General features: G+C 61.7%; 23 protein-coding genes and 1 tRNA gene. 14 read left to right on the top strand and 10 right to left on the bottom strand.

What is annotated here, in order from left to right; all coding sequences use genetic code 11:
- Positions 1-174: 174 nt before the first annotated feature.
- Complete coding sequence (locus GM415_RS01705; RefSeq protein WP_158946115.1) at positions 175-555, top strand: response regulator transcription factor; 381 nt, start codon at positions 175-177, stop codon at positions 553-555.
- 16 nt (positions 556-571) lie between these two features.
- A complete protein-coding gene (locus GM415_RS01700) occupies positions 572-2,314 on the top strand; it encodes an HD-GYP domain-containing protein (protein ID WP_158946114.1) in 1,743 nt (580 codons plus the stop codon).
- Positions 2,315-2,395: 81 nt separating this feature from the next.
- Here the strand turns inward: GM415_RS01700 and GM415_RS01695 are convergent, their stop codons facing one another.
- The 5 genes from GM415_RS01695 to GM415_RS01675 form a co-directional block, all read right to left on the bottom strand.
- Entirely contained in the window at positions 2,396-3,973 is a 1,578-nt protein-coding gene (locus tag GM415_RS01695; RefSeq protein WP_158946113.1) for a DUF885 family protein, read from the bottom strand.
- Between the two features lie 27 nt (positions 3,974-4,000).
- Positions 4,001-4,954 (bottom strand): chemotaxis protein CheV, encoded by a 954-nt coding sequence (locus GM415_RS01690; RefSeq protein WP_158946112.1) that lies wholly within the window; start codon positions 4,952-4,954, stop codon positions 4,001-4,003.
- A gap of 112 nt (positions 4,955-5,066) precedes the next feature.
- The gene (locus tag GM415_RS01685; protein WP_158946111.1) at positions 5,067-6,446 is read right to left on the bottom strand and encodes a sigma-54-dependent transcriptional regulator; all 1,380 of its coding nucleotides are present in this window, start codon (positions 6,444-6,446) and stop codon (positions 5,067-5,069) included.
- Positions 6,443-7,867, bottom strand: a complete 1,425-nt coding sequence (locus GM415_RS01680) for a HAMP domain-containing sensor histidine kinase (RefSeq protein WP_158946110.1) — start codon at positions 7,865-7,867, stop codon at positions 6,443-6,445. Before GM415_RS01680 ends, GM415_RS01685 begins: the two co-directional genes overlap by 4 nt.
- A gap of 250 nt (positions 7,868-8,117) precedes the next feature.
- Complete coding sequence (locus tag GM415_RS01675; protein ID WP_158946109.1) at positions 8,118-8,387, bottom strand: acylphosphatase; 270 nt, start codon at positions 8,385-8,387, stop codon at positions 8,118-8,120.
- A 255-nt stretch (positions 8,388-8,642) separates the two neighbouring features.
- On the opposite strand from GM415_RS01675, the gene GM415_RS01670 reads away from it, so the two are divergent.
- Together GM415_RS01670 and GM415_RS01665 are read left to right on the top strand one after the other, a co-directional pair.
- Complete coding sequence (locus GM415_RS01670) at positions 8,643-9,251, top strand: hypothetical protein (protein ID WP_158946108.1); 609 nt, start codon at positions 8,643-8,645, stop codon at positions 9,249-9,251.
- A gap of 164 nt (positions 9,252-9,415) precedes the next feature.
- Positions 9,416-9,640 (top strand): hypothetical protein, encoded by a 225-nt coding sequence (locus GM415_RS01665; protein ID WP_158946107.1) that lies wholly within the window; start codon positions 9,416-9,418, stop codon positions 9,638-9,640.
- A gap of 88 nt (positions 9,641-9,728) precedes the next feature.
- Here GM415_RS01665 and GM415_RS01660 read toward each other — a convergent pair whose 3' ends face one another.
- Positions 9,729-10,232, bottom strand: coding sequence for a hypothetical protein (locus GM415_RS01660; RefSeq protein WP_158946106.1), 504 nt, complete (start codon positions 10,230-10,232; stop codon positions 9,729-9,731).
- Between the two features lie 435 nt (positions 10,233-10,667).
- Here GM415_RS01660 and GM415_RS01655 point away from each other — a divergent pair, with 435 nt between their 5' ends.
- The 7 genes from GM415_RS01655 (at position 10,668) to GM415_RS01625 (ending at position 17,109) form a co-directional block, all read left to right on the top strand.
- Positions 10,668-10,967 carry an FmdB family zinc ribbon protein gene (locus GM415_RS01655; protein WP_158946105.1) on the top strand — a complete coding sequence of 100 codons (300 nt, stop codon included), beginning with the start codon at positions 10,668-10,670 and terminating at the stop codon, positions 10,965-10,967.
- A 205-nt stretch (positions 10,968-11,172) separates the two neighbouring features.
- Entirely contained in the window at positions 11,173-12,471 is a 1,299-nt protein-coding gene (gene purB, locus GM415_RS01650) for an adenylosuccinate lyase (RefSeq protein ID WP_158946104.1), read from the top strand.
- A 1-nt stretch (position 12,472) separates the two neighbouring features.
- Complete coding sequence (gene pyrE / locus GM415_RS01645) at positions 12,473-13,033, top strand: orotate phosphoribosyltransferase (protein ID WP_158946103.1); 561 nt, start codon at positions 12,473-12,475, stop codon at positions 13,031-13,033.
- Positions 13,034-13,083: 50 nt separating this feature from the next.
- Entirely contained in the window at positions 13,084-14,343 is a 1,260-nt protein-coding gene (locus GM415_RS01640) for a L,D-transpeptidase family protein (protein ID WP_199244322.1), read from the top strand.
- Positions 14,340-15,044 carry a hypothetical protein gene (locus tag GM415_RS01635; RefSeq protein ID WP_158946102.1) on the top strand — a complete coding sequence of 235 codons (705 nt, stop codon included), beginning with the start codon at positions 14,340-14,342 and terminating at the stop codon, positions 15,042-15,044. The genes GM415_RS01640 and GM415_RS01635 overlap by 4 nt, the downstream gene beginning before the upstream one ends.
- A 99-nt stretch (positions 15,045-15,143) precedes the next feature.
- A complete protein-coding gene (locus GM415_RS01630) occupies positions 15,144-16,910 on the top strand; it encodes a M14/M99 family metallopeptidase (protein ID WP_158946101.1) in 1,767 nt (588 codons plus the stop codon).
- A 4-nt stretch (positions 16,911-16,914) separates the two neighbouring features.
- Positions 16,915-17,109 carry a YgaP family membrane protein gene (locus tag GM415_RS01625; protein WP_158946100.1) on the top strand — a complete coding sequence of 65 codons (195 nt, stop codon included), beginning with the start codon at positions 16,915-16,917 and terminating at the stop codon, positions 17,107-17,109.
- Positions 17,110-17,186: 77 nt separating this feature from the next.
- Here the strand turns inward: GM415_RS01625 and GM415_RS01620 are convergent, their stop codons facing one another.
- From GM415_RS01620 to GM415_RS01605, 4 genes are all read right to left on the bottom strand, one after another.
- A complete protein-coding gene (locus GM415_RS01620; RefSeq protein WP_158946099.1) occupies positions 17,187-17,813 on the bottom strand; it encodes a phosphatase PAP2 family protein in 627 nt (208 codons plus the stop codon).
- 2 nt (positions 17,814-17,815) lie between these two features.
- Positions 17,816-18,073: a zinc-ribbon domain-containing protein gene (locus GM415_RS01615; RefSeq protein WP_158946098.1), complete on the bottom strand. Its 258-nt coding sequence runs from the start codon at positions 18,071-18,073 to the stop codon at positions 17,816-17,818.
- Between the two features lie 116 nt (positions 18,074-18,189).
- Positions 18,190-18,266: transfer RNA gene (locus GM415_RS01610), tRNA-Arg, on the bottom strand.
- 51 nt (positions 18,267-18,317) lie between these two features.
- On the bottom strand, positions 18,318-18,749 hold the full coding sequence (locus tag GM415_RS01605; protein ID WP_158946097.1) for a pyridoxamine 5'-phosphate oxidase family protein: 432 nt from the start codon (positions 18,747-18,749) through the stop codon (positions 18,318-18,320).
- Positions 18,750-18,818: 69 nt separating this feature from the next.
- Between GM415_RS01605 and GM415_RS01600 the strand changes: the two genes are divergently transcribed.
- The 3 genes from GM415_RS01600 to GM415_RS01590 all read left to right on the top strand — a co-directional run bounded on the left by GM415_RS01600 (position 18,819) and on the right by GM415_RS01590 (position 22,589).
- On the top strand, positions 18,819-19,502 hold the full coding sequence (locus GM415_RS01600) for a phosphoadenosine phosphosulfate reductase family protein (protein WP_158946096.1): 684 nt from the start codon (positions 18,819-18,821) through the stop codon (positions 19,500-19,502).
- Positions 19,503-19,839: 337 nt separating this feature from the next.
- Entirely contained in the window at positions 19,840-21,741 is a 1,902-nt protein-coding gene (locus GM415_RS01595) for an NADH-quinone oxidoreductase subunit 5 family protein (protein WP_158946095.1), read from the top strand.
- Entirely contained in the window at positions 21,741-22,589 is an 849-nt protein-coding gene (locus tag GM415_RS01590; RefSeq protein WP_158946094.1) for a respiratory chain complex I subunit 1 family protein, read from the top strand. Before GM415_RS01595 ends, GM415_RS01590 begins: the two co-directional genes overlap by 1 nt.
- Position 22,590 lies beyond the last annotated feature (1 nt).

Here is a 22,590-nt window from a genome sequence, read left to right as displayed (position 1 = left end):
CCGGCGAGGGCGTACTCAACCTGCTCGAGGTATTGTTGTTACCGGAATAATAAAAATATAATCGGGTTGTTCGAGATTGACAGATGCCCTATGGTGAGCTCAGGCAGGGGGGGAAACCCGGCGGCAAATCATGAAATGGAATCCGAGAGTTCCTTTGGGTTCAAGGAGTTGCAAATGGCCAAGAAGATTCTCATTGTGGACGACGAGGTCCACATCAAAATGCTTCTGGAGCAGACGCTCGAAGAGTTGGAAGACGAATTTGACGTGGAACTCTTCACAGCCTCTGACGGGGAGGAAGGGCTGGAGTTTATTCGCAGCGAGCGGCCGGATTTGGTTTTTCTGGACATCATGATGCCCAAGATGAACGGGTATGAGGTGTGCCGTATCGTCATGGAGGACGAGCAACTCAGCGGCATCAAGATCATCCTGCTGACCGCCAAGGGACAGGAAGTGGATCGCAAGCAGGGTCTGGAAATGGGAGCCGAGATGTACATGACCAAGCCTTTTGATCCTGATGAAATTCTCAAGGTATCCAAGGATCTGCTTGAACTATAGCCGTTAGCTGGATGGCATGACTCCGCTCAAGAAATTCATTCGTCCCGGCGTGCTCCGGAACCTGCTGCGCAAGGCGTTCGGCCTGACTGGCGGAGAGTGTCCTTTTGCCATCGTCTATGAGGGCGAAGTGGTCCTGACCGAAGGCGTCGAGGGCCTGGGCGGATTCGACGGCGACGACGTCCTCAGCGTCCCTCTCCAGTTCGACATGATCCATGGCGGCGAGATTCGGATGCGCATTCCCACGGGCACTTTGCAGGAGGAGTGTCTGGGCTACAAACGTCTACTTGTCTTTGTTACGCAATCCATTCAGGAATTGATAGACACGGAGCGGGCCAGACGTTCCATCGCGGACGAGGCCCTGTCCAAGTACCGTGAACTCGCCCTGCTCCACCGTTCGGTGCTGAGCATCAACACCTCGCTCAGCATGCGCGACGTTATCGGAGCGCTGATCAACGAATGCCGGCGGGAGAACTTTCCCGGAGAACTGGGAATGGTCTTTCTCTCAGAGCCCGGCAGCAAAAGCTTCCACCTGGCCGCCCAGTTCGGCCTGCCCTTCGGGCTCGATCCTCAGTCGCTGACCGAGAGCGAGTTGTTTTTCGACGTGATCAACACGGGCAAGGGGGAGATCATAAACGACCTCAGCCGGGAGGAGCGGTGGCAGAACGAGGTGGGCGGCCTGGCTTCCATGGTGCTCATCCCCATCGCCTCGCCCAACCGGACCGAAGGCGTGCTCGTCATGGCCTCCGAGAACAAGGGGCTTTTCGAGGCGGCCCATCGCCAATCCCTGATCACCCTGGCCTCGGTGGCGGGTATTTCCGTATCCAACGCGTTCAACTTCGAGGGAATCCAGACCCTGATGAACGCCATCCTGCAGGCCCTGGCCGAAGCCATCGATTCCAGGGATCCCTTCACCGCAGGCCACTCCGAGCGGGTGGCCCACCTTGCCGTGGCCTTCTGTCTGCTGCTCAGCGAGGACGCGGAGCGCCCCGACGTCCGCTTCTCCGACTTGGACCTGCGCGAAATATATTACTCGGGCATCCTTCACGACGTGGGCAAGATCGGCATCAAGGAAGACGTGCTGACCAAGAAGACTCGGCTGCCCGAGCGGCACATGGAGGTTCTTCGCGGCCGTTTTCAGTTGCTCGCGGAGCTGGATGATTTCGATTGGGCGGAAGCCTTCGAACTGGTCAGCCGCGTGAACAGGACCATGTGTCCGGATGCCGCCGACCTGGAAGCGGTCCGGCAATTGAGCGAACGCTCCTGGCGGGTGAAAGGCGATCAGCATCCCCTGCTGTATGAAGATGAACTGGCGGTCCTGTCGCTTGAGTACGGCAACCTGACTCCGGACGAGCGGTGCGAAATCCAGCGCCATCCCGCCGAGAGCGAGCGCATTCTTCAGCATATCCCCATGCAGGAGGGGTACAAGAACATGCTGACGATAATCCGCCAGCACCATGAGCGGTTGGATGGTTCGGGCTACCCCGACAAGCTCACGGGCGACGATATTTTGCTGCAGAGCCGGATCATGTCCATTGTCGATATCTACGACGCCGTGACCCAGGAACGCCACTACAAGCCCGCTTCGACGCGGAGCGAGGCGATCAAGATCCTGCGCATGGAGGTCGAGGCGGGAAAGCTGGACAAGAGCCTGGTGGATTTTTTCATCGGCGACATCGAGAGAATCGAGCGTCTTTCCGAGCGGGTCAAGTCCGCGCGCATCAACCATCTGGCCGAGATCAGCCATCGGGCGGGCGTGTAGCCGCCTCCATTGCTTCCCGGATTCCCGGGAGGTCTTCCTTCAATTTGTCCCGGTTCGGGCCGCTCCGTAGCGGCTGGTATGCTATTGCTTCATGAGTTCGCCGAGGTCGGCGAAGGCGAGTTGCCCGTGGGCGAAGAGCGCTCGGCAGAAATCGGGCAGTTCCAGGCCCGAGGAGCGCCTGAGTTCGTCGAGTTCATGTGTGCCCAGAACGGGCATGACGCGGCTGCCGGGTTGCAGCCTGATGGTGCGGACCCGCTCAAGGGACTCGGCGGTGGAGTATCCGGCCTGGCGGAGAATCGTCATGCACCTGTCCTGGTCGAGGTCGCCCATGCCCAGGCCTGCGTCGATCATGGCCAGCGCCGCCCTTGCCAGGCCGCGCCGGTGGTGAACCATGCGCTCCAGGGGCGAGCGGAGGTATCCCAGTTCCTCCAACAGGTTTTCCGCCATGCCCAGCCATCCTGCAATGAAGATGGGGCTGGCCACCTGTGCCATGGGCGTTTTTTCCAGGGCACGACGTTGCGTGTCCACCAGGTGCCGTCCCGGGTATGACTGGCGGGCCGCCAGGAACGGGAATTCCCGGCGCATGCGGCCGAGATGGGCCGGGTCGTCGCGGAAACCCCGGCCGGAGAAAATTTGCGGGCTGACGTAACAGCGCGAGGGTTCGTCTTCCCCGGCTCCGGGAGCGGGGTCGTAGTGAATGGGGCGCAGGGTGGACGCCAGGTAGAGCGGCTGCCGTTCTATGCGCAGTCCTCCATCCCGGAACGCCTGTCCCAGAGGGGATTCGAAGACGAAGCTGCGCAGCCTATGGATCTCCCTGATGACCACGTCCGTGGCAGCAAGGTCGCCATCCTCAGGGCCGGGATAGCTCTCCAGGGCCGCCTTCCAGTCCGTGCCCACCTCTGTCTCCAGTCGTCGCAACGCCTCGGCCCGGCGGGCAAACTCGCGCTCCGCCACAGTGAACATTTCTTCCGCGCTTCTGTCCGTACCCAGTACGCCCTCCGCCATGGCGGCAAAAGACGGACCGTCCTGTTCCACATTTTCCGGGCTGACGGCCATGAAACGGTCGAAGTCCCGCAGGGCGGTGAGGCAATCCTCGAAGGGGCGGGGCGACTTGCCCAGGCTGCTCTGGGAGAGAGTGGTCAGGTGGCGCGCGCAGTCGCGGATCATGGTCTGGGCCAGCCCTTTGGCCGCAGGGCTCACGCCCTTGATGTTGGTCCGGGCCTGATCCAGGAGCCCGGGCACCGCCTTGAGCCGTTTGAGGAAGCGTTTTTCACGGACTCGCTCGTTTTTGCTCGGCAGGACCGCGGCGTGCTCCAACCCGGTGAAGGCCACCTGGAGGTACAGGGCGGGTGAAGTCTCCCAGGACCTGACCGATTCCAGTTCAGTCACCGCGCAGGAGGCGCTGTGGCGCAGGGCGCGGGCCGTGGCCCGGTCAAGGAGATTGTCCGCCTTGGTCTCGGCGGTCTCGAAGTCCCTGACGAACCGCTTCAGCCGATCCACATGTTTTGCAATGCCTTTCGCGGAAAGGTCGTCGAGGCGGTCGAGCCGCTTGGCCGCATCGGCCGCAGGGGGGATGAGCGAAAACGCGCCGGACGCGCACATGACCGGAAACGCCTTGGCGATGTAGGCAAAATACTTGTCGGCGGCCCGGATTTTCATGTCGGTGTCGTTGCCGGAAGAGAGGCGCTAGGCCGACGGCTGGTCGAGCAGGGCGTAGACCCGGTCCACCAGTTCGTTGAGTTCGGCCTTGGATACTTGGTCGTCGGCTCCCACGGCCACACCCTTGTGGTGCAGGGTCTCGGTGATGATGGAAGAGCAGAGAACCACCGGGACGTGCCTCAGGTCCGGGTCCTCCTTGACCAGGCGGGTCAGGGTGTGCCCGTCCATGACCGGCATTTCGATGTCGGATACCACCACGTCCACGAAGGTGGAGAGGGGTTTGCCCTGGTCCGCAGCCTTGCGTCTGCAGTCGCGCAGGTGGCGCAGGGCGAGGTCGCCGTTCTCCACGGCGTGGACCTGGAACCCGGCCTTCTGCAGGATGGAGACGATGATGTTCCGGGCCATGGTCGAGTCGTCGGCCACCAGGGCCTTGACCTTGCGGGTGCGGATGGCCGTCTTGATCTCTTCGGCTGGTTCCTTGATGGGAGCGGCGTTGGGGTTGAGCTCCGCGCAGATTTTTTCCATATCCAGGATGAAGATGATCCGTCCGGAAATCTTGACCACGCCGGTGATGGAGTTGGCGGTCAGGGAGGACACGTAGTCCGTGGGCGCTTCCACCTCGTTCCAGTTGATGCGGTGGATTCGGGTGACTCCGGAGACCAGGAAGGCCGACTTGGTGCGGTTGAATTCGGTGACGATGACCTTGGGAGGTTCCTTCTCCTTCCGCTTCCTGCCCAGCCATCCGGCAAGGTCGATCAGGGGAATGATCTCGTCGCGCAGGTTGAAGGCGCCAAGCACGGCAGGGTGGGACACCTCAGGCATTTCGGTGAGTTCCGGCATCTGGAGAATCTCCAGGACCTTGGCCACGTTGATCCCGTAGTAGCCACGGTACTCGCCCGTGCTCTTTTCCTCGTCGAGATAGAATTCGACGATTTCGAGTTCGTTGGTACCGGATTTGAGCAGGATGTTGGTTTCGGGCATGGGTGGCGTCTCCTGGACGGTCGCGGACAAAACGGCATTGACTGAAGTTGACACATATACCAAGCGGTTGCCCACTTGCAAGCCCGGCGGTGGGGCAATTTGACCCGCCGGGTCAATCTCCTCCGTTGCCCAGTCCGTATTTCTTGATCTTGTAGTGGATGGCCCTGCGGCTGATGCCGAGGGCGTCCGCCGCGTCTTTTTTTACCCCGTTGGCGTGTTCCAGGGCGCGGATGATGGCCTGTCTTTCGTTTTCCTCCAGGGAGAGGGCCGAGCCGGACAGGATGGGCGAGTCATCGGGGACCGGGTCGATCTGCAGATCGTCCGGGCGGATGACGCCGCCCTGGCAGAAGACCAGGGCACCCTGGATGGCGTGTTTGAGCTCTCGCACGTTGCCCGGCCAGGGGTGGGCCATGATCTTGTCCATGGCCCTGCCGTCCACCGTGACCCCGCTCATGCCCTGCTCGGCGGCCAGGGATGCCGTGAAGCGTTCCACCAGCTCGGGGATGTCCTCGATGCGGTCGCGCAGGGGCGGGATGGTCAGGGTCACCACCTTGAGCCGATAGTAGAGGTCCTCGCGGAATTCCCCTTCCGCGACCCTGGCGCGCAGGTCGGCGTTGGTGGCGGCCACCACCCTGCAGGAAACCGATCGTTCCCTGGTGTCGCCCACGCGGCGCAGGGTGCCCTCCTGCAGGAAGCGCAGCAGCCGGGTCTGCATCTCCGGGGAGATATTGCCGATCTCGTCCAGAAAGAGGGTGCCGCCGTCCGCCGCCTCCATGAGCCCCACCTTGTCCTTGACCGCGTGGGTGAAGGAACCCTTGACGTGGCCGAAGAGCTCGCTCTCCAGCAGGGTGGGCTGGGTCGAGCCGCAGTCCACGACCACAAAGGGACCGTCCGCGCGCGGAGAGTGTTCGTGCAGAATGCGCGCGGCCATCTCCTTGCCCGTGCCGGACTCGCCCAGGAGCAGCACCGGGACGGTGGCTCGCGCCACCCGCTCCAGCAGTTCCAGAAAACGGGCCATGGCCGGAGCCTTGCCGCCCCAGAGGCGTTCCTGCGGCGAGCCTCCGGTTGGCTGCGTTTTCGCTGGCGCGGCGGGCGTGCCACCATCCTGCGAAACCGGTCCCCGCTCGATGACCGCGCGGATGCGCCGGACGAGCTCCTTGCCGTCGAAGGGTTTGGTCAGGTAGTCGGCGGCCCCTGACTGGATGGAGTCCACGGCGTCCGGGATGGTGCCGTGGGCCGTGAGCATGATGATCGGGATATGCGCCCAGTTGGCCAGTACTTCCTGAAGGAGCCCGTGGCCGCCCATACCGGGCATCTTTACGTCCGAGACGATGCAGTCCACATCGTTGTCGGCGAGCATCTCCAGGGCGGTCTCGGCCCGGTCCGCCAGCAGCGGGGACAGGCCCGAGGAAAGCAGCCGGGCCTCCAGGACCCGGAGTATGTTTTCGTCGTCGTCCACCACCAGGACGGTGGGAATATGGGGTGCGGTCATGGCTTGTCCTCGGGGTCGGGCAGGGTGAAGCGGAAGACGCTGCCTCCGTTCGGCCCGCCGGTCAGGGTGATTTTGCCGCCGTGGGCGTCGACGATGCGTTTGACGATGGCCAGGCCGAGGCCCGCCCCGTCCACGCTCTCGCGCACGCCCGGTTCGCGGTAGTACTTGAGAAATACGCGCTCCCGTTCTTCCTCCGGGATGCCCGGCCCGGAATCGGTCACGCTGAAGACGGTCCGCTTCGGTTCCCGGGAGACCGACACGGAGACCGCGCCTCCTTCGGGAGAGAATTTCACGCCGTTGCCCAGCAGGTTGAGCAGCACCTGCTGGATGTGTCCCTTGTCACACAGGCAGACGGGCGAGGGCTCGGGCAGGCGGCTCTCGAGGCGGATGCCCTTTGCCTCGGCAGCGGGTGCTATTCGCTCCAGGGCCGAGGAGGCCAGTTCGTTGCAGTCCACCTTTTCCACGGCCAGCTCAAGGGACTGGGACTCCATGCGGGAGACCGTCATCAGCCGGGACAGGAGGCCGGAGAGGCGGACGGTCTCCTTTTCGGCGATGGACAGGAACTCGCGTTGCCTTTCATTGACCTCGCCGAACACGCCCGAACCGATAAGATCAACGGACTCGCGAATGGAGGTCAGCGGGGTGCGGATTTCATGGCTGAGCATGGCGACGAAGTCGGCGCGCATTGCCTCCTCACGCCGCAGTCGGTGGGCCATGGCGTTGAAGGCCAGGGCCAGTTCGCCCAATTCGTCCCCGGAGAGCACGCGCACGTCCTTCGGGGTGGAGCCGGTGCCCAACTCCCGGATTCCGCGCCGGATTTCAGTCAGGGAGCGGTTCAGGGACCAGGCCAGGGCAAGGCCGCCGCCGAGACCGATGGCCAGGCAGAGGGCCAGGCCGTATAGCCCGATGCGCGAGGCGCGCTCGCCCGCTTCGTATTGGCGGGTCAGGGCCAGCTCCAGGTCTGCCTGGTTGTCCAGTTGCGATTGTTCCAGGATGTCGGTCCACTCCAGTACGGTGGCGTCGGGCGCGAGGTTCGCCCCTGTGCCGGGAACGGGATCAAGCGTGATCTCGAAATCCTCGCTGAGGACTTGCCACTCGGTTTTGTACCGGGGGTGTCGGGTCAGGGTTTTTTCCAGGATTTCCCCGAACCGGGTAAGATCTTCGACGATGAATTTGACGGCGTCCTCGTTGCCGAGGAGCTTGTAGCGGCGGATGTTGTCCTGAACCGAGACGAGGCGCTCCAGCATGCGCTGAATGGAGGAGTCCAGGTCGTGATTGACCTTCACGATGCGCTCGGCCTCCTTGGCGTCGCTGCGCACCTGGCCGATGAGGTAGGCGGTGACGGCCAGGAAGACGACAATCAATGAGCCCGACCAGACAAGCAGTTTGGCGGCTATGGAAAGACGGCGGACATCGGGCATGGGTTTTGGATAGCTTTTTTCCGCCCTTGGGGCAAAAGCAATCTACTTGGGGCCGCTTCGAAATGGTCGGCCTGGTTGGCAGGGGCGTGGACAACCGGGTAGCGGCCGCAGTCCCGGCCTGAAGAGGAACCCCTTTTCTGCTCGCTTCAGCGCAGAGCGCCCGGCGCTCCGGGGGTTCCGGAATCGCCGGACGCAGTGTGACTCGCGCCGGAGCGCATTCGGCTGTGCCGGATCGGATTATGCGGCGGGATTACCCCCGCACGGCAAATTCGGTGTGTTCCTTGTCGTATTCAAGGGAGTGACAGGAGATGTCGGCGAGGTCGGGCACCGGGGCGTCCTTGAGACGTTCCCTGAAGGCGCTGTACGCGTCGGCGTCGCCCTGAACCAGAATTTCAGCCTTCTTGTCGCCGATGTTTCGGACCCATCCCTTGAGATTCAACTGGTTGGCGGCATCCTGAACCCAGGATTGGAAATTGCCACCGGTGACCTTGCCTTCCACGATACAGGTGTAGCTCTTCATGATGTACCTCCATGGCGATGACGAATTGTGATTCCACAATTAATATATGAAAAATCGGCGGCTGTGAAAAGGGGAGGAATGAAAAAAAGGCAGAATATACGTTTTCCCGTTGTATCGGTCGGGTGGTCAGGGTCGTGGCGGACATGGCTTCGCCGTTGAAAAATAAGGTCGGGTTCCCTGTTGCCTTCATTCGGCTCCTGGCCTATATTGCCTCTCTGCTCTGCCTGCTTCGCAACCGTGAAGCAGAGGTCCCCCATGGCTTTTCCTCATCGATACAGATTGCCGGTTCTTGTCGCCGCACTGCTGTTCTGTGTGCTTTTTGCGGCCCCGGCCCTAGCGTCGCTCCCCTATTACAACCGCGATCTCGGCTATACCATTTGGTTGGGCGACGGCTGGTCCGTGGCGGAGAATGCCCGCCTGGAGCGCTTTGCCCTGGTCGAAGACGGTCTGGATGCCCTGGCCGCAGGCTGGGAGGCCGGGTATGTCCTGAACGGCTCCGACTCGGTCTGCCTGCTTGTCTCCAAGCTTTCCGGTAGGGTGGTCTCGCGCAATGCCATCTCGGAATTCAACCGGCACGTTGTCAGGCAGCTTCAGCGGGACACAGGCCGTTCCAGAGGATGGAGGGCGGAAAGCCCGGTCCATCTGCGCCGGGCCAACTACGATTCCGACAAAGCCGTGCTCCGGCTTGAGATGGACGCCACCGGACAAAACGGCAGGCCCGTCTCGGCGGTGGTTTACATTGTCTATACCAGGGGCGGCATGTTGAAATTTCTCGGGCTGACCGAAAAGGGTGACGCCGCGGGTCTCAGGGCCATCGACAAGGCCGTGTCCACTCTCTATCTGGACCAGGGGTTGTCTCAGTGAGTTGACACCCCGCCGAGGGGGCGGCTACACCGGAACCGGTGGGAAACAGTCGTCCTCAGTTGCGCATTTTTGGGCACGCCGGTTGGCCGCATTTCCCGCAAAACGCCCGTGTCGGCTCGATGTTGCCGGGCATGCATCTTGCTTTCGTCTCACCGGGAGGAATAGTGTTGAAAACGGTTCTGTTTACATTGGTCTTGGCCCTGAGCCTGATTCTGTCCGTTCCGGCGGCACAGGCAGCATTCTGCGCCGCGCCGGGCGTACTCGTTGCCTCGGCCAGCGACGATTCCGGGAACAACTCCCAGGGACAGCCCGGCGGTAAGGTGGTCATCACCGGTAAGGGCGGCAAGGTGACGAGCGTGAAGAAGCCGAAAAAGAACGGAAAGAAGTAGAGGGCTCGTCACGGCGTCCTTCGGACTTGCGGCGCGAAAAAGCCCCCGGCTCCAATTTGGAGGCGGGGGCTTTTTCGCACCGTATCGCCTACTGGGCGGTGGTGCAGTCCGGGACTTGCGGGTCGGTGCCGGACTCGACGAGCTTGGCGCGGTATGCCTTGACCTCGTCCAGGGAATTCCAGCCGTCATACATTTCCATCCATCCGGCGAAGTCCATGTACTCCTCGTCCAGGTGCGGCTCATGCATCTTCAGCCAGACGTTGAAGATGTACATCTCGACCTTGAAGGTGGAGTTGTCGAAGACCTGGGGCAGGACGGTCTGTTCGTACTTCTGGCCGTCCAGGCGGCCCGCGATGTAGGAGCAGACGTTCTCCTGGGAGCGGTTGTAGTCGGTGATCGCGTTGTTGATCAGGTCCGCGTAGCGGTGCATGTCCGGATCGTCCTCTTTCAGGGCGTCCAAGACTTCCTGGGGGATTTCGATCCACAGTTCCTCGCCCTTTTCGACGACGAAGTAGAACCGGACCCACTGGTCGAACTGAAATACCTTCAGGGCATCCTTGATTGCACTTTTTACACTGACGCTGCGTATCATTATACTAAACCTCTCGGGTTGTTTTCGTTGGAATTGGGAATATGGTCATCATATCCGGGGGAGTCAAGGGAGAATTTCGTCGGTCCGGGGGGTGGACAAACCGGCTTCGAATGGTTTATGTAGCACGGCTCGCAAGAAAGAAAAGCCCGATACGGGGCCGAAATATCAAGGAGACCATCATGGCACGTCACAAGAAGCACGAACGGAAGAAGGAACTGGACCGCAAGCGTCATCGCCGCCAGAAGGCGATCAAGGCCGCCATCAAGGAAGCCAAGGCCGCCAAGGCCTAAGGTCTGGTCAGGCGCGGCGGCGCTGTTGTCCGGATCCATCCCCTGGAGGGATTTCCGGCGCACTTGCTTTTCCGCGCCTTGCGGCGGCAGGTTCTTGATCTGCCGTCATTTACTGTGAACATCACGATTTTCAGGTTGCGCGATCATGCCCATCTATGAATATCAATGCCGGGACTGCCAGTCCGTTTTCGAGGAGTGGCAGTCGGGTTTCGAGGACCGCGACATGGAATGCCCCGAGTGCGGTGGACAGTCCAAGCGGCTCATTTCCCATTCTTCCTTCCACCTCAAGGGCGGCGGCTGGTATGCCGACGGCTACGGCGGAAAGAAGTCCGGTTCCACACCGGGCAAGGCGGCGGAACCCGCCAAGACCGGCCCGGAAGATTCCGGGGCCAAACCCGCACCCGCGAAAGCCTCGGATACGTCATCCGCGGGCTCCGCATCGTAAATGCACGGAAAAGGCAGCCCTGGCTGCCTTTTTTTATGTTTCGCACCGCGCACGCAACGCGAGAAAGAGAACTCGACAACTATAGGGTTGCCGGAAGTTCGGGACAGAGACGGATTGCGTCGGCCCTCGAAGGTCGTGCCCGGCATGGGGCCGGACCGTCGGCGGATGTTTCCTGAACCTTTCGGCGACCGGAGAGTGAGAGACCATGTTAGATAGATACTCCCGTCCGGCGATGAGGGAATTGTGGACCCTGGAAAACAAGTTCCGGGTCTGGCTCGAGGTCGAACTGGCCGTAACCAAGGGATGGACCGAAATGGGCGAGGTGCCGCAGGAGGCCTGCGACGAGATCCATGAGAAAGCGGATTTCGAACTGGACCGCATCCTCGAGATCGAGGAGACCACCAAGCACGACGTCATCGCCTTCCTCACCGCCGTGGAGGAGAAGGTCGGCCCCAGTTCCCGGTACATCCACCTTGGCTGCACCTCCTCGGATATCGTGGACACCGCCAACGGTGTGCTCCTGACTCGGGCGGGCGCCATCGTGGCCGAGGGCATCGACCGTATTCTGGACGTCCTCAAGGACATGGCCTACCGCCACAAGGGCCTGATCTGCATGGGCCGGACCCACGGCATTCATGCCGAGCCCACCACCTACGGCCTCAAGTTCACCGGATTCCACGCCGAATTTCAGCGCCACAAGGAGCGCTTCGAGGCGGCCCGCGAGAACATCCGCGTGGGCAAGCTGTCCGGCGCGGTGGGCACCTTCGCCCATCTGAGCCCGGAGCTGGAGGAGCGCGCCTGCGCCATCCTCGGCCTCAAGGCCGACCCGCATTCGACCCAGATCGTGCAGCGCGACCGCTACGCCCAGTTCTTCACCGCCCTGGCCATGCTGGCCGGCGGCATCGAGCGTCTCGGCCTGGAGCTCAGGCATCTGCAGCGCACCGAGGTGCTGGAGGTGGAGGAAGGCTTCTCCAAGGGGCAGAAGGGCTCCTCGGCCATGCCGCACAAGAAGAATCCCATTTCCGCCGAGAACCTCTGCGGCCTGGCCCGGGTCATCCGGTCCAACTCCCTGGCCGCCATGGAGAACCAGGCTCTCTGGCATGAGCGCGACATCTCCCACTCCTCGGTGGAACGCGTGATCATGCCCGACACCACCGCCCTCATCGACTACATGCTGCACCGCATGTGCGGCGTGCTGGAGCGGCTGGTTGTCAAAGAAGACAATATTCAGCGCAACCTGATGGGTTCCTTCGGGCTGTTCTATTCCCAGCGTGTGCTCAACAAGCTCATCGCCACGGGCCTCAAGCGGCAGGCCGCCTACGAGATGGTCCAGAAGGTGGCCATGCGCTGCTGGGAGAACAAAGTCCAGTTCGAGGATGAGATCCGCCAGGATGCGGAAGTAAACAAACACCTTGCATCTAACGACCTTGACGAAGCTTTCGACCCCTCGTATTACAAGCGATACGAGGATGTGGTCTTTGCTCGCGTCTTCGAGGGGAAATAACATGAACGACATGAAAGCCAAGCTTGCCAAACTCCTGCTGGAGCTCTCCTACCGCGAGGGGGATTTCACCCTGACCTCGGGCAAGAAGAGCGATTACTACTTTGACTGCAAGCAGACCGCCCTGCACGCCGAGGGGAGCTACCTCATCGGCCGACTCTTCGTCGATATGCTCAAGGATATCGACGCCAAGGGCGTGGGCGGAATGACCCTGGGGGCCGATCCCCTGGTGTCCAGCGTGACGGTTGTTTCCCATCTGGAAGGTCGCCCCATGCCGGGGTTCATCATCCGGAAGAAGTCCAAGGGGCACGGCACAAACCAGTACCTGGAAGGGCTGGCCAACTTCGGCGAGGGCGACAAGGTCGTGCTCCTGGAGGACGTCTGCACCACGGGCGGCACCCTGATCACGGCGGCTGAACGCGTGCGGGACGCGGGCCTCGAGATCGTCGGCGTGCTGGCCGTTTTAGACCGTGAAGAGGGCGGACGCGAAAAGCTCAAGGAAGCCGGGTTGGAACTGCGTTCCATCTTTACCCGCGCCGAGTTGCTGTCCGCAGGAGGCAGGTAGTCCCGGGGTCGTTCGGGAAGGGGAAACCGACCGCAAGGAGTTGTCAGGCTTTGCGCCTATTGATCGTAGTCCTGTCACTGATGCTGTGCACCGCTCCGGCCCTGGCCGGAGGGTGGACTCCCACCTTGTCGTCCCATGACTACGGTCCGCGTAGGATGGTGGCCGTGGACAAGGAAGACCAGACGCTCTTCATGTTGGAGCGCCGCTCGCCCCTGCACGAGCTCTACCGCTTCCCGTGCACCACGGGACAGTCCGAGGGCGACAAGCTCGTGGAAGGCGACCTGCGCACGCCCGAGGGCGTCTACTTCGTGGGATACCGCATAAATCAGGACCTGGACTGGGACCTGTACGGCAACCTTGCCTATTCCTTGAACTATCCGAATCCGGTCGACCGCATCAACGGCAAGACCGGGGGGGGGATCTGGATTCACGGGAGGGGCAAGACCTTCGTGCCCCGCGACACCCGTGGCTGCGTCGCCCTGAAGGTTCCGGACATGCGCTACATGTCCAAGGAGATCAGCTACGGCATGCCCGTGGTCATCGCCAGGGACGTGGAGTGGACCGCCGATCCCGGCGAGAACGAGGTGGTGGCGGACTCCCTGGCCAGTGAGCTGCGCGACTGGGCCAAGACCTGGCAGGAGCAAAGCGACGACTTTTTCAAGCATTACGACCCGGCCCTGATGACCCTGTCCGAGGGGCAGGACTTCAAGGGGTTCGTGGATCACAAACGGCGGATTTTCGCGTCCAAGGCTTGGATTCAGGTCATGGTCGACAACATCCGCGCCCTGCCCGGACCGGACTACTGGGTTACCTGGTTCGACCAGTACTATCGCACCACGGGCATGGCTTCGACCACGGGCAAGCGATTCTATTGGAAGCAGGACGCCGACGGCCGGTGGCGGATCGTGGGGCGCGAGTATGTTCCCGCAAGCGAGGACCTGACCGACAAGTACCTGGCTGCCAAGACCGGCGAGGCCAAGGCAGTAGTCGAGGCGTGGCGCAAGGCCTGGCTCGGCATGGACACCGAGGCCTACGGCTCGCTCTACGCGCCGCAGGCGGTGCAGGGCAACCGGAGCGGCGCAACCAGCATTGTTGATTACAAAAAGGCATTGTGGGCCAAGACGCCGCCTGTTAGGGTCGGCGTTGATCACCTGACGGTCGCGATGCATCCCCAGGGCCTGCAGGTGGCCTTTGATCAGACATTTGCAGACAAGGCGGGCTATTCGGATTTCGGCCGCAAGACCATGGTCCTGGTGCCTGACGGGAAGTCCTGGAAAATCGAAAGCGAGCAGTGGAGACGGACACGGTGAGTAATTCCAAATACAGCGTACTCTTCATGCGTGACGACCGCGACGTGACGCGTTATCGCGTGAGCCCTTTCTGGCTGAAGATGTTCGTGTTCATGCAGGTCTTCCTGTTCCTGTGCGCGGCGGGCGGCATATACATGGGCGTGCGGGGCTTCAAGGTCAACAACGATCTTCGGGGCGAGAACAAGCAGCTTGAGCAGCGCCTGGTGGGCGCCGAGGTCCGGCTGGAGCGGCTGGGAAACATGGAGAAGATACTCCAGTCCTACGATCCGGCGGAACTGCAATCCCTGCTGGCCGCCGCCACCAACGAGGCTGAAAACGAGCCCGAGGCCCCCGAGGTGGACCTGAACAAGGTATTCACCCGCGTGGACACCCAGCAGGTGGGCGTGGAGAACATCCAGGCCAAGATTGCGGGGCAGAAGATTTCCGTGAGCTTCGAGCTCAATAACCTGCAGACCTCCACTTCGGTGGTGGGGCAGGGCGATATCGCGCTGGTGAAGAAAGATGGCTCCACGCAGGACGCCAACGTCAAGAAGAGCGATCTCAGCTTCCAGATTCAGCGCTTCAAGCGCATCCAGACCGTTTTCGTCCTTCCCGACGGTGTGGACAGGAAAGAGCTGTTCGGGCTGCGGCTCGAGATCAAGGGCAAGGACGGAGGGGTGATCTTTGCCGAAACATACCCCCTCTACCATATTCTTTCCTAGCCGGGCCGCCGGCAGGCCGGACGCGTCCGGCGGACACGGTAATCCGGGCTCCCGCCGTACGCCGGCCGGATTCCCCGGGGGGAGTCAGGTGGTGGTGCAATGAAACGTGTATTCTTTCTGATGGCGTTGACCCTGGCGGTCTTTCTCGCGGCTTCGCCCGCTTCAGCGGAGTCCTGGGTTCACTCGTTCTTTGCGGATACCCAGTATCCCCTCAAGGTGGTCTATCTGGAGGGCCCCCTGCCCGGGCCGACCATCATGGTCCAGGGCGGCATACAGGGCGATGAATCTGCCGGATTCATCACCGCTCAGCTTCTGACTCAGGCCAAGGTCACGCGCGGCAACCTGCTCATCCTGCCCCGGGCCAACGTGCCGTCGATCAACCTGCACAAGCGGCAGATCAACGTTGACATGAACCGGCGCTTCGACCGGGACTACAACCGCTTCTACGAAGACCGCGTGGCCCGCGTCATCCGCTACCTGCTGGCCCAGAGCAACGCCTTCATCCATCTGCACGAGGGCAGCGGTTTCTATCACCCCACGTACATCGACAACCTGCGCAACCCCATGCGCTACGGCCAGTCCATCATCGTTGACACCCTGGTCTATGACAAGATCGACCTGGCCCACACCGTCAACTCGGTCCTGGACGAGCTCAACCGCTCCATCGGGGCCAGTGACTACCAGTTCAAGCTGTTCAATACCCGGACTTTCGACAAGGCCACCGACTACCCCGAGATGCGCAAGTCGCTGACCTGTTACGCGCTGGCCGAGGTCGGCATCCCGGCCATGGCCGTGGAGGTATCCAAGGACATCCGACAGATCGACTGGAAGGTGCGCCAGCAGTTGGCGGCCACGGTGATGCTTCTGAATCGCCTGGGCGTGTCCGTCACCCCGCCCGACTTCACCGACGCCGACGTGCGTGCATACGCCCGCAAGGATGTCCGCGTGCGCGTCAACGGCCGGTTGATGGAAGGGAATTCGGCCATCAGCCTGACTCCGGGCGCGACCCTGTCCGTGGAGAAGGAGTCCTCCGGTCCTCAGGCGTTCTCCCCGGAGTTGGCCCTGTTCGCCTCGGACCGTCCCGGCGTCAACCTGATCAAGGCCCGGCGCATGGCCCTGGAGCCGTTCACCGAGCTGGAGCTGCGGAGCGACGGCAAGCAGGTGGCAAAGACCCGTGTCCGTTGGACCGGGAAGATGCCCGCCGGAAGCGCCGACGACAAACCCGTGTTCGTCTGCTGGCTCAACGGGAATCCGACCTTTGTCCGTGACGGCCAGGTCCTGCGCACTGTGGTCGGCGATCAGCTCATCATGGAGGGCATCTGGGGCAGTGACCGGCAGGAGGTGGTCAACCTCAAGGGGTTCGTGGCCATTCCCTGGGCCAACAACGGCCAGGACCTGGGTTGGGAGATCATACTCGATCCCGGCAATTTTCTGGAACGGTACGCCGTGGCGTCGGACAGGACCGGCGCGGTGCGCTACCGGGTGGTGCGCGAGACTCCCGGAGCGGAAACGGCGGAGTTCTATGTGGACATCGAGCCGCGCAGGGTGCATGCCCTGCGGCTGGCCTGCAACAGCGGTCAGTCCCTGCTCATCCCCTGGACCTCCGGCGGCAGCTACAGGCTGCCCGTAGGGGAATACGTGCTTGAGGCGGCCTGGTCCAACGGCCCCGGCGACAAGCTGGTTGCCACGGCGGGCAATTCCCCCCTGGAAGTGGGCAAGCCGTTCAAGGTGGAGTACGGCGAACCAGTGCGACTGACCGTGCGTCAGGCAACCACCTTTGGCGATCTCGGGACCATGACTTTTCTGGCGGGCGGGCTGGCTCTGGGCGATCCGGCCCCCGGCAGCCGGACAACGCACCTGGAGTGAGACTATGATGATCGAACGCATCGTTCGCGGCATGGCCGGCTTTTTCATTTTGCTCAGCCTGACCCTGGCCTACTTCCATTCCCCCTACTGGCTCTGGTTCACCGCCTTTGTGGGCGCAAACCTGCTCCAGTCGGCCTTCACGGGCTTCTGCCCACCCTCCATCCTGCTCAAGAAGCTGGGCTTCAAGGGCTGCGAATAGGGCGCTCCCTCCGTTCGGTTTCCAGGCATCTTGTCTGAGTGATTTCTCCGGCCTGCTACCGGAGTCTTTTCGTGTGCCTAGCGACGTTCCCGTCCGTAGGGATAGAGAAGCCGCCATGCCCAGACCGCGGCGGTGATGCCGATAAATGCGCCGAAGAGCACGTCCGACGGATAGTGCTTCAGGGCGAGGACTCGACTTGCGCCCACCACCAGGGCGACACCCAAGGCTGGCCAGCGCAGCCGGGGCAGGATCAGGCCCAGCGCCGTCATGGCGGAGAAAATGCGCAGGGTGTGCCCGGAGGGGAAGGAATAATGCAGGTAGTCCCCGGCCATGGGGAAGAACCCGTAGATTCCTTTGGTGAAGAGCAGTGGCGGCCTGGCCCGGCCGAACACTTCCTTGAGGGCGTCTCCGATCAGCATTGCGCAGGCCACGCTCAGGCAGAAGTGGAGAACGTGCCTTGAGCGGGCGGTCAGGCCGTTTTGCAGCCCGTCCAGGGCTCCCACCACAAGCCCTGCGGCAATCAGGAAAGTGAAAAACAGGTGGTCGGCCGCGAGGGAGAGGGATTTGGCCATGCTGTGCCACGCCGTGTCCCTGAGGGCGAAGGCCGCCTCGGCCAGGGGACGGTCCGCATAACGGTATAGGAGAAAGATGAGCAGGGCGGTGGCCAGAGCGGCAAGGGCTGTCTTGAGCGCCGTGGAGTGCATGTTCATCTCCGGTTCATGGTCTTGCCGAGGAACAGGAGCGCTGCTCCGGCCACGGCGGTGATGGTGCCGAACAGCATGGCGTCGTTGAAGAAGAGGAACACGGCAAGCCAGACGAGCAGCCCGCCGCAGGCCAGGGAGAGCCCGCGCCCGGCCGTCATCTTTCTGGCCAGCTTGTCGCTGGGCCTGATCAGGCGGGTTCCGCAGCCTGTGCAGCGCACGGCGCGCGGGTTAAGCGATTTGCCGCAACTGGGACACTTCATGGCCGGACGATAGCAGAGATTGCAAGGAGTTGGTAGGCCCGAGGGGGGTGCCGGGAGGTCTGGCGGTCAGGAACGAAAAAGCCCTCCGCCTTGTCGGTGGAGGGCCTTTGCTTTCGTGGCGCGCCCGGCACGATTCGAACGTGCGATCTTTCGGTTCGTAGCCGAATGCTCTATCCAGCTGAGCCACGGGCGCGCGGTGGAAGGACTGTTTATGCCGTACACCCCGAGACGTCAAGGGATTTTTTTAGGAATTCTTTAATTTTGTCGAGAATTTTTCGTTTACGCCCTGGATGAGTTGGGCTGATTGGCCGTTCACCCTCAGCAGTTCCGTGTCCGGGTGGTTGGCGAATTCCTCCAATTCCGGATACTTGCGTAGGAACATCTTGGTGATGGCCTCCACGGTCTGCGCCCTTTTGATGGGGGCGTATACGCCTTGGACGGTCAGGGCCACACCTTGGTCCCGCCGGTCGATGAGAATGGACACGTGCGGGTGTTTCTTGATGTTTATGTTTTTGCGGGAGTCCTTCCGGGAGAGGAAGTAGAACTTCATCGCCGCATGATCCACGAAGAGTGTCATCAGCGAGCACAGGGGTTCTATGCCGTCGGTCGTGGCCAGCACGCAATGGCGCTCATGGGTTACCAGGTCGTCGATGAGTTGCATTTTTTCTTGTGTCATGGAAGAACGCTAGCCCAAGTAATGGCGGCGTGCCATTATAACAAGCGTTTTACCGAGAATTGCGGAACCATGAACGAGCACTCCCTGGAACAAAAAATACGTGATGTCGAGCAGCTTCTCTCGGACCTCCTGGACAAGGTCGGGTCTGAAGGCATCCGCGTGGCCTGGACCGGGGGAAAGGACTCAACCGTGGCCCTGTTCATTTGGAAGGCGCTGCTCGATCATCGGGGGCTGGGGCCGGTACAGGCCATCAACCTCGACACCGGCTGCAAGTTTCCGGAGGTCGTGGCCTTCCGGGACAGGCTCGCGGCAGAGTGGGGCATTAACCTGCACATTGCCCGGCCTGAGGTTGCTCTGGACGGCTATCCCCTGGCCGCCGATCCGGTGGCGTGCTGCCGCGAACTCAAGGTGGAGCCGCTCAGGCGAGCTATTCGTGAGACAGGGACTACGCATCTGATCACTGGCATACGTCGGGACGAGCACCCGGATCGCGCTGGCCGCCAGCCCCTGGAGCCCCGCAAGGACCCGGACCATGTCATGGTCAATCCGCTACTCGATTGGACGGAGACGGATATCTGGGCCCTGCACCATCGTTTCAACATCCCGCATTGCAAACTCTATGACCGGGGATACCGCTCCCTGGGCTGCCTTCCGTGCACCGCCGAACCCGGCGCTTCCGGCGGTGAGCGTGCCGGGCGAAATCCTGCCAAGGAATCGGTCCTGAATACCCTCACCAGTCTCGGTTATTTTTGATCTAAGCAATCGACATTATCTATACTTCAACACCCTCTGTTTTGTGAAGTTGAGCACAAGGAAAGTTTTTTCGGTAATTTTCCTCTTTTTTTGTATGGAATTGATTGAGCGGTGAGTCAAGCGTTGAATCAATACACTGTTATTACAGTGTGTTAAATTAACAATTTGTTGACCAAACAGTTTCGGAACCCCCCTTGACGCGATGGCTTACTTCCCCTAATGACCCTAGGTTATTAGGCTCAGGTCAAGGTGCGTTTGCCATCGAAATCCGGTAGGAGGTGATCCGGTTTTCGCGTGTCGACCGTGCCCGGATTCAACTTTTTGAAACGAGGTCTTCATGTCGAATCTGCTACTTCTTCTCATCCTCCTGCCCGTTGCGGCGGCGCTGGTCTGCTACTTCGTTCGGTCAAGTGCCGTCCGAAAGCTGACAGTCGTGGCCAACGGTGCGATCCTTACGCTCGCATCGTTGGCTCTGCTGGGAAAGGGGGCCTTTGAACCGATAGCCGTCGGTTCATTCCTCGGCATCGGCAGCGACTTCCTGATTACGGTCATGGATTTTGCTCTGCTCGGTGTCATTTTCTTTTACGGTCTCAAACACAAGAACCTGCTGATTCAGGGTTTTACCCTGGCCCAGGCCGTGCTGTTGGCCTGGTTCGAGTTCTTCGTGGTGGAGCACGCCGAAGTGCCCGCGCTGGCCGGCGACCAGTTGTCCATCATTATGGTCCTGGTCATCTCCATCATCGGTTCCCTGATCTGCATTTATGCTCTTCCTTATATGAAGGAGCATGAAGAGCATCTGCACCTGAAGACGTCGCGCCAGCCCCGGTTCTTCTTCTTCCTGGTGCTGTTCCTGGGCGCCATGAACGGTCTGGTGTTGGCCAACAATGTGCTCTGGCTCTACTTCTTCTTTGAAGTGACCACCCTGTGTTCCTTCATGCTCATCGGCCACGACGCCACCGAGATAGCCACCCGGAACTCCGTTCGCGCCCTGTGGATGAACTCCTTGGGCGGTCTCGCCTTCGTCATCGGCATGATGCTGGTCTACGCCAAGACCGGCACCCTGGACATCGCCGCCATCCTGGCAGCCGGTCCGCAGGGTGCGCTGATGGTCGCGGGCGTGGGCTTCATCTGCCTGGCCGGGTTCACCAAGGCCGCGCAGGTGCCGTTCCAGTCCTGGCTGCTCGGTGCCATGGTCGCGCCGACTCCGGTCTCCGCGTTGCTGCACTCGTCCACCATGGTCAAGGCGGGCGTATACGTGATCCTGCGTTTTGCCCCGGCCTTTGAGGGTACCTTCCTTTCCACGGGCGTGGCCATCTGCGGCGCGTTCACATTCCTGGCCTGTGCCGCGCTGGGCGTCGGCCAGTCCAACGGAAAGAAGATCCTCGCCTACTCCACGGTGGCGAACCTGGGCCTGATCATATGCTGCGCGGGCATCAACACCCCGCTCGCCATTACCGCCGCAGTGATGATGATTCTCTTCCACGCCATCTCCAAGTCCCTGCTCTTCCTGTGCGTGGGCACCATCGAACATGCCATCGGGTCCCGTGACCTGGAGGACATGCGAGGCCTGTACGCCAAGTTCCCCCGCACCGCGATGATCACCGTCATCGGCATCCTGACCATGATGCTGCCGCCGTTCGGCGTGCTCATGGCCAAGTGGATGGCTATCGAGGCGGGCGCTTCCAACATCTACGTCATCGTCATGCTGGCCATGGGCTCCGCTCTGATGATGGTCTACCTGTCCCGCTGGGCCGGTTCGCTGATGGCCTCCCGCGCCGCCGACGCCGCTCCCGAGCGCCAGGCCGCGCTGATCCGGTTGCCGCTGATGGCTCTGGCCGCAGCAGCCGTGATCCTGTCCCTGGGCTCGCCCTGGATCTACAACTCCATGGTCGCCCCCATGTTCAACGCGCCTCCGTTTACCCTGAGCTTCGGCTCCCTGGACGCCGTCTCCGGCTCCTTCGTGGTGGTCCCGCTGTTCATCGTGCTCGGTCTGGGGCTCCTCTATGCGATGAAGGCCGCTTCCGGCTTCCGCAAGACGAGGATCGCGCCTCCCTACGTGGCCGGCGCAAACACCCCTGCCGACATGGACGGCACCTACATCGGACCCATGAACGGCCCGGTCGCTTACGCCGCGGGCAACATGTACCTGGGTGAGCTCTTTGCCGAAGGCAAGCTCACGCCGGTCTTCAATTCGCTGGCGGTCGCCCTGATCGTTCTCATGCTGGGAGGGGCTCTCTAATGAATACGCTCATACTCGTCATCATCGGAATTGTGGTGGCCCCGCTTGTCGGCGGCCTGATCGCCGGTCTGGACCGCCGCATCACCGCCTGGTTCCAGTCCCGTCAGGGCCCGCCCATCATGCAGGCCTTCTATGACGTGGCCAAACTGCTGGGCAAGGAAAAGATGGTGGTAAACCAGTGGCAGATTCTCTGCGCCTGGGTCTACCTCATCGCCGCCGCGGTCTCCGTGGCCCTGTTCTTTGCCCAGGGCGATCTGCTGCTGGTCTTCTTTGTCCAGGCAGTGGGCGCGGTCTTCCTGGTCATGGGCGCCATGGCCGCCAAGTCGCCTTACTCCCAGGTTGGCGCGCAACGCGAGCTGATGCAGATTCTGGCCTACGAGCCGGTGCTCATCCTCGTGTTCGTGGGCTTCTTCCTGGTCACGGGCTCCTTCTCCATTGAGGCGGTCTGGCAGCTTGATCAGCCGCTCATCGCCAAGATGCCGCTGCTTTACTTGGCCCTGGGCTATGCCCTGACCATCAAGCTGCGAAAGTCGCCCTTTGACTTCTCAACCTCCCACCACGGTCACCAGGAACTGGTCAAGGGCGTGCTCACCGAGTACTCCGGCCCCTACCTGGCCCTGGTCGAAATCGCCCACTGGTACGAAACCGTCCTGGTGCTCGGCCTGTGTGCGCTGTTCTGGTCCACCAACGTGGCCTGGATGGCCGTGCTGCTCATCGGCACCTACCTGCTCGAAATCCTGGTGGACAACACCATGGCCCGCATGACCTGGCGCTGGATGCTCAAGCGCGTCTGGCTGCTCGGCATGGGCATGTCCGTCGTAAACCTCATCTGGCTGTACGCGGGGTAAA

It is taken from the genome of Pseudodesulfovibrio cashew, from assembly GCF_009762795.1.
GTDB classification, from domain to species: domain Bacteria; phylum Desulfobacterota; class Desulfovibrionia; order Desulfovibrionales; family Desulfovibrionaceae; genus Pseudodesulfovibrio; species Pseudodesulfovibrio cashew.
This window is presented reverse-complemented; position numbering and strand designations above follow the sequence as displayed.

Bases quoted from the DNA above. Each gene is read 5' to 3' on its own strand.
- GM415_RS01705 (WP_158946115.1), top strand. From the start codon at position 175: ATGGCCAAGAAGATTCTCATTGTGGACGACGAGGTCCACATCAAAATG.
- GM415_RS01700 (WP_158946114.1), top strand. From the start codon at position 572: ATGACTCCGCTCAAGAAATTCATTCGTCCCGGCGTGCTCCGGAACCTG.
- GM415_RS01695 (WP_158946113.1), bottom strand. From the start codon at position 3,973: ATGAAAATCCGGGCCGCCGACAAGTATTTTGCCTACATCGCCAAGGCG.
- GM415_RS01690 (WP_158946112.1), bottom strand. From the start codon at position 4,954: ATGCCCGAAACCAACATCCTGCTCAAATCCGGTACCAACGAACTCGAA.
- GM415_RS01685 (WP_158946111.1), bottom strand. From the start codon at position 6,446: ATGACCGCACCCCATATTCCCACCGTCCTGGTGGTGGACGACGACGAA.
- GM415_RS01680 (WP_158946110.1), bottom strand. From the start codon at position 7,867: ATGCCCGATGTCCGCCGTCTTTCCATAGCCGCCAAACTGCTTGTCTGG.
- GM415_RS01675 (WP_158946109.1), bottom strand. From the start codon at position 8,387: ATGAAGAGCTACACCTGTATCGTGGAAGGCAAGGTCACCGGTGGCAAT.
- GM415_RS01670 (WP_158946108.1), top strand. From the start codon at position 8,643: ATGGCTTTTCCTCATCGATACAGATTGCCGGTTCTTGTCGCCGCACTG.
- GM415_RS01660 (WP_158946106.1), bottom strand. From the start codon at position 10,232: ATGATACGCAGCGTCAGTGTAAAAAGTGCAATCAAGGATGCCCTGAAG.
- GM415_RS01655 (WP_158946105.1), top strand. From the start codon at position 10,668: ATGCCCATCTATGAATATCAATGCCGGGACTGCCAGTCCGTTTTCGAG.
- purB (WP_158946104.1), top strand. From the start codon at position 11,173: ATGTTAGATAGATACTCCCGTCCGGCGATGAGGGAATTGTGGACCCTG.
- pyrE (WP_158946103.1), top strand. From the start codon at position 12,473: ATGAACGACATGAAAGCCAAGCTTGCCAAACTCCTGCTGGAGCTCTCC.
- GM415_RS01630 (WP_158946101.1), top strand. From the start codon at position 15,144: ATGAAACGTGTATTCTTTCTGATGGCGTTGACCCTGGCGGTCTTTCTC.
- GM415_RS01625 (WP_158946100.1), top strand. From the start codon at position 16,915: ATGATGATCGAACGCATCGTTCGCGGCATGGCCGGCTTTTTCATTTTG.
- GM415_RS01620 (WP_158946099.1), bottom strand. From the start codon at position 17,813: ATGCACTCCACGGCGCTCAAGACAGCCCTTGCCGCTCTGGCCACCGCC.
- GM415_RS01615 (WP_158946098.1), bottom strand. From the start codon at position 18,073: ATGAAGTGTCCCAGTTGCGGCAAATCGCTTAACCCGCGCGCCGTGCGC.
- GM415_RS01605 (WP_158946097.1), bottom strand. From the start codon at position 18,749: ATGACACAAGAAAAAATGCAACTCATCGACGACCTGGTAACCCATGAG.
- GM415_RS01600 (WP_158946096.1), top strand. From the start codon at position 18,819: ATGAACGAGCACTCCCTGGAACAAAAAATACGTGATGTCGAGCAGCTT.
- GM415_RS01595 (WP_158946095.1), top strand. From the start codon at position 19,840: ATGTCGAATCTGCTACTTCTTCTCATCCTCCTGCCCGTTGCGGCGGCG.
- GM415_RS01590 (WP_158946094.1), top strand. From the start codon at position 21,741: ATGAATACGCTCATACTCGTCATCATCGGAATTGTGGTGGCCCCGCTT.